Origin of the sequence: Streptomyces graminilatus (assembly GCF_001418565.1) — a bacterium.
Taxonomy (GTDB): domain Bacteria; phylum Actinomycetota; class Actinomycetes; order Streptomycetales; family Streptomycetaceae; genus Streptomyces; species Streptomyces graminilatus.
Window position 1 is genome coordinate 1 of the sequence record NZ_LIQQ01000203.1, and the last position, 4,984, is coordinate 4,984.

The window sequence follows — 4,984 nt, forward strand, 5'->3', positions numbered from 1 at the left end:
ACGCTCACCGCTGGGCTGCTCGGCGGGGAGCAGCCCGGCGGTGAGCGTGTCGCAGAGCCCTTCGAGGTCGTCCTCCGTACCGGCGTCGTACGCGCCCTTTAACAGGCGGGCCAGTTGGCGCATCCCCTCGTCGATCTCCCGCTTGGACGACTCGACCAGACCGTCCGTGTACAGCACCAGCAGACTGCCCTCGGGCACCTTCAACTCGACCGTCTCGAAGGGTGGTTCGGCCGCGCCGAGGGGTGGGTCGGCGGTGAGGTCGGGGAAGTGCACCGTGCCGTCGGGGTGGACGACAGCGGGCGGGGGATGGCCGGCGCGGGTGATGGAGCAGGTCTGGGTGGTGGAGTCGTAGAGGGCGTACAGACAGGTGACGTACGACTCCTCGCCCATGTTGCCGACGATGTCGTTGAGGTGGCTCATGATTTCGTCGGGGGGCAGTTCGAGGTCGGCGAGGGTGTGAACGGCGGTGCGCAGCCGGCCCATGGTGGCCGCCTGGGGCAGCCCGTGGCCCATGACGTCGCCGACGACGAGGGCGACCTGGCCGCCGGAGAGCGGGATGATGTCGTACCAGTCGCCGCCGACGTCCACGCCCTGCGCGGCGGGGAGGTAGCGGGCGGCGGCCGTGCAGGCGGCGAGGTCGGGCAACTCTCGTGGCAGCAGGCCCCGTTGGAGTTCGCGTGAGCGTTCGCGCTCGTCGTCGTAGAGGCGGGCGCGGGCCAGCGCCTGGGCGACGAGGGCGCTGATCGTGGTGAGGAGGGTGCGTTCCTCGTCGGTGAGACTGCGGGGTCGGTCGAAGCTGAGCACGCAGACGCCGAAGGTGGTGCCGGACGCGGTCAGCGGCAGGAACGCCCAGGCCTGTTTGCCGTTGATGTCGGGCAGTTCGGCGTGGGCGGGATAGCGGGCGGCGAACTCCTCGGGGGAGGAGAAGAAGGCGGGCGCCTCGGCGGTGATCACGTCGCAGCTCGGCCAGCCGGGTGTCATCGGGTTGTTGCGGATCAGGTCGAGGAAGTCGTCCGGGTAGCCGATGGCGCCGACGATGCGCAGGTGGTCGCCGTCGTCCTCGATGGTCTGGACGATGAGGCCGGCGGCGGCGAACGGCGGCAGTACGCGCCGGGCGACCGCGTCGACGACGTCCCGCGAGGTTGTCGCCTTGGCCAGCGCGGCGGTCAACTCCGCGATACGGGTGGCCCGTTCGGACGCGGCGTGGTCGGCGGCCCGCCGTTCGTCCTCGTGCCGCCGCTTCTCGGTGACGTCCTGGAGGTAGAGGGTGCGGCCGTCGAGGCCCGGGACCAGCCGCAGATGGTGGCGGCGGCCGGTGCCGGGCACGCTGATGTCGAAGCCGACCGACCGGTCCTCGGCGGCGGCCTTCCGGCAGCGCCGCTCCAGCTCGGGCAGCTCCCGCACGGTCGGCACGTCCCACAGGACCCGCCCGAACAGCTCGTCCTCGGAAAGGCCGAGGGTGCGTTCGGCCTCCAGGTTGGCGAAGGTGATCCGCCAGGCGTCGTCGACCGCGAGGAACCCGTCGCTCATGTGCCGCAGGGCACGGCTGAGCGCGTCCCGGGCGGTCCGCGACTCGTTGCTGTCCCAGCCCATGCCGATCATCCGCAGGGGCTCGCCGTCCTTGTCGTACGTCGCCCGGGCGCGCGCCTGGTGCCAGCCGTACGTGCCGTCCAGGCCGCGTACGCGGTACTCGGCCTCGAACACCGTGTGGCCGCGGATAGCCTGGTCGACGAGGGCGAGGGTGGGCCCCAGGTCGTCGGGGTGGACGCAGCGCATCCAGTCCTCGACGCGGGCGGTGTAGTCCTCGGGGCGGGTGCCGTACAGCTCCATCGCGGCTTCGTCCCAGATGAGTTCACCGTTCTTGATGTGCCAGTCCCACGACCCGACGCGGACCTCCTTCAGCGCCTGGCGGAGCCGGTCGCCGCTCATCTCGGAGTGCACGGGACCGGCCGGCAGCGGCGCCTGGACCATGCGTTCCTCCGCCCAGGCGACGACGGCCCGCAGGAACCACCAGTGGGCGGCGGTCGGTTCACGGCTCTCACCGGTGATGACGGTGAGCGCGCCGATGCTGCGGTCACCGCGGACGACCGGCACGGAGGCGAGCCCGGTGCCGGGAGTGGGCGCACCGGACGGACGGATCGGGACGGCGGGGACAGTGGGGCCGGACCAGGGTATCCACACCCCACGCCCCTCGTGGCGCTCCTCGTACAGGGCGCGGGCGGGGGCGAGCGGGCCCTCCTGGTCGATGATCTCCCAGGGGCCGGTGAGGGCCGTGGGTAGCCCGGTGGCCGACACCAGCCGCAGGGCGGACATGGGGCCCCGAAGGTGAATCGTCCCCCCGAGCGCCCCCAGCTCCGCCACCGCGTGCTGGAGGGCCAGCCGGAAGACCTCGCTCTCGGCCACACCGGGATCCACCGAGCCGAGCAGTGCCAGCCGTGCGTTCATATTTGAAGTTTTACCGTCCAGATGGCGCCGTAAGCGAGGCTTTGCAGGAATCTGACGTTCACCTTTGATCACTTCCACTGCCCTGCACGAACATCAACATCTGGTCCCCCAGGGCAGGTTGCGTGACATTTCACCGCATCGCGGGTCCAAGTAGCCAGCAATTGAAGGACAGTTGAGATTCGAACGTAAGTGACTGTCGAGAGCTTCACGCCTGAGGATCCGTCCAGAGGATCCCGGGATCTCGCCAAGGAGTGGTGGCATGGACATCGGTGTTTTCATCCCCATAGGCAACAACGGCTGGCTGATCTCGAAGAGTTCGCCTCAGTACCTGCCGAGCTTCGACCTCAACAAGGCGATCGTGCAGAAGGCGGAGGCACACGACCTGGACTTCGCCCTCTCGATGATCAAGTTGAAGGGCTTCGGCGGCGAGACGGAATTCTGGGACCACAACCTGGAGTCGTTCACGCTGATGGCGGGCCTGGCGGCGGTGACGAACCGCATCAAGCTCTACGCCTCCACCCCCATCCTGGCGCTGCCGCCCGCGATCGTCGCGCGCATGGCGGTCACGATCGACTCGATCGCCCCCGGCCGCTTCGGCATCAACATCGTGACGGGCTGGGCGCCCGGCGAGTACTCCCAGATGGGCCTGTGGCCCGGCGACGACCACTTCGGCAACCGCTACGCGCGAGCAGTCGAGTACGTCACGGTGATGAAGGACCTGTGGCGGGACGGCGTAAGCAACTTCAAGGGCGATTTCTACGAGATGGAGGACTGCGTCCTCTCCCCACGCCCCGCGAACGGGCACATCGACATCGTCGCGGCGGGCCAGAGCGGCACGGGCATGAAGTTCGCCGCCGAGCACGCGGAGTACAACTTCATCCTGGGCAGCGGCGTGAACACCCCGACAGCGCTGACGGGCAGCACGGCAACGCTGACGCAGGAGGCGGCCCGAACGGGCCGGGACGTAGGAGCCCTCTCCCTCTTCATGATCATCACAGCGGAAACAGACGACGAAGCCCAGGCCAAGTGGCAGGACTACCACGACAACGCGGACCACGCGGCACTGGCGTACATGGCAGGCGAAACGGCCACGGACACGACGTCCACAGGAACCTCCACAGCCCGGACGATCGCGTTGCCCGAGGGCGCGGTCAACTTCAACATGGGCACGCTGGTCGGCTCGTACGAGACCGTGGCAGGGCTCCTCGACGAGGTCGCCGCCGTACCGGGCACCAAGGGCATCATGCTGGTCTTCGACGACTTCCTGGAGGGCTTGGAGAACTTCGGCACCCGTATCCAGCCGCTGATGAAGTCCCGGGCGGGTAGGGGCAGTTCGAAGTGACCCCGCCCGCCCGCCAGTCTCCGGAGGAGGACTACGAACGCGCGGGCCTGTCCGGACACCTGACCCCCGGCACGACCCCCGCCCTCCTCCTCGTGGACCCGGCCCGGGCGTACGTGGATCCGGCCTGCCCCCTGTACGCGGGGGCGGGCGCGGAGGAGGCGGCGGAGGCGATGCGGGGGCTGCTGTCCGTCGCCCGCCACGCCGGTATTCCGGTGATCGTGACACGCGTACTGATACTGCGCCCGGACGGCTCCGACGCGGGCGTCTTCTACCGCAAGGTGCCGAGCCTGCGGGCATTCGCGGCGGGCAGCCCGTACGCGGACTTCATCGACGGACTGACCCCGAGAGAAGGCGAGTTGACGCTGACGAAGCAGTACCCGAGCGCCTTCTTCGGCACGACCCTGTCCTCCTACCTCACCTCCCACAACATCGACACGGTCGTCATCGCAGGCCTGACAACCAGCGGCTGCGTACGCGCGACAGCCCTGGACGCGATGCAGCACGGCTTCGTCCCACTCCTGGCCGAGGAGGCGGTGGCCGACCGGGACGCGGCGGTCCACGCGGCGAATCTGTTCGACATCAGGCACAAGATCGGCGAGGTTTGGGGGGTGGGGCGGGTGACGGAGTACCTGTCCCGGAACGGCACCTAGCAGGGGAGCGGGACGAGCGGCTGCGGGCGGCGACGGACGGCAGACTCCGATCCCGGTGTGCCCAGTCCTGGCACTCTCCTGGGCGGCCTGAGGCCCGGAACCCGCCGTACAGCCAGGCGCGGAGCAGTGCGCCTCGTAGTTCACGCCTGCTTCCGGGATCTGCCGGATGGTGTGAGGGACGTAGCGGTACACGGTGTGCGGTTCCGGGGCTCATCGACAGACTCCCGGCCCGACGGTTTCGGTCCCGGCGTCCTCGAAGTCATCGGCGTCGTCAGCATCATCGACGTCCGGTACGGGCAGACGCATCCCCCGCGACTCGGCGACCCGCAGCACGTCCCCCAGGCACTCGGCGAGCCGGACACCGGCGTACCGCACCTCGGTGGCCGGGGACAGCGGGTCGTCCAGCACTTTGCGGGCGAGGCCGAGCACATCCGTGCCCGTGGTCAACTGCATCGCCTCCATCTCGTCGGCCAGGCGGGTGACGTAGCCGCCTTCGCTGCCGTGCACGAGAAAGCAGGGGTTGCCCTCGGGGGAGGGCCAGGGGAGG

At 69.4% G+C, this 4,984-nt stretch carries 4 protein-coding genes; 2 read left to right on the forward strand and 2 right to left on the reverse strand.

The features are described from left to right. On the reverse strand, nucleotides 1-2,445 hold a 2,445-nt coding region (locus AOK08_RS18030; RefSeq protein ID WP_055526882.1), incomplete at its 3' end, for a SpoIIE family protein phosphatase. A 259-nt stretch (nucleotides 2,446-2,704) separates the two neighbouring features. Between AOK08_RS18030 and rutA the strand changes: the two genes are divergently transcribed. After that, nucleotides 2,705-3,787 (forward strand): pyrimidine utilization protein A, encoded by a 1,083-nt coding sequence (rutA, locus tag AOK08_RS18035; protein ID WP_055526883.1) that lies wholly within the window; start codon nucleotides 2,705-2,707, stop codon nucleotides 3,785-3,787. Beyond that, nucleotides 3,784-4,437 (forward strand): isochorismatase family protein, encoded by a 654-nt coding sequence (locus AOK08_RS18040; protein WP_055526885.1) that lies wholly within the window; start codon nucleotides 3,784-3,786, stop codon nucleotides 4,435-4,437. The genes rutA and AOK08_RS18040 overlap by 4 nt, the downstream gene beginning before the upstream one ends. A gap of 210 nt (nucleotides 4,438-4,647) precedes the next feature. Here the strand turns inward: AOK08_RS18040 and AOK08_RS18045 are convergent. Next, nucleotides 4,648-4,984 (reverse strand): hypothetical protein (locus AOK08_RS18045; RefSeq protein ID WP_055526887.1); only part of this gene is annotated, 337 nt, incomplete at its 5' end.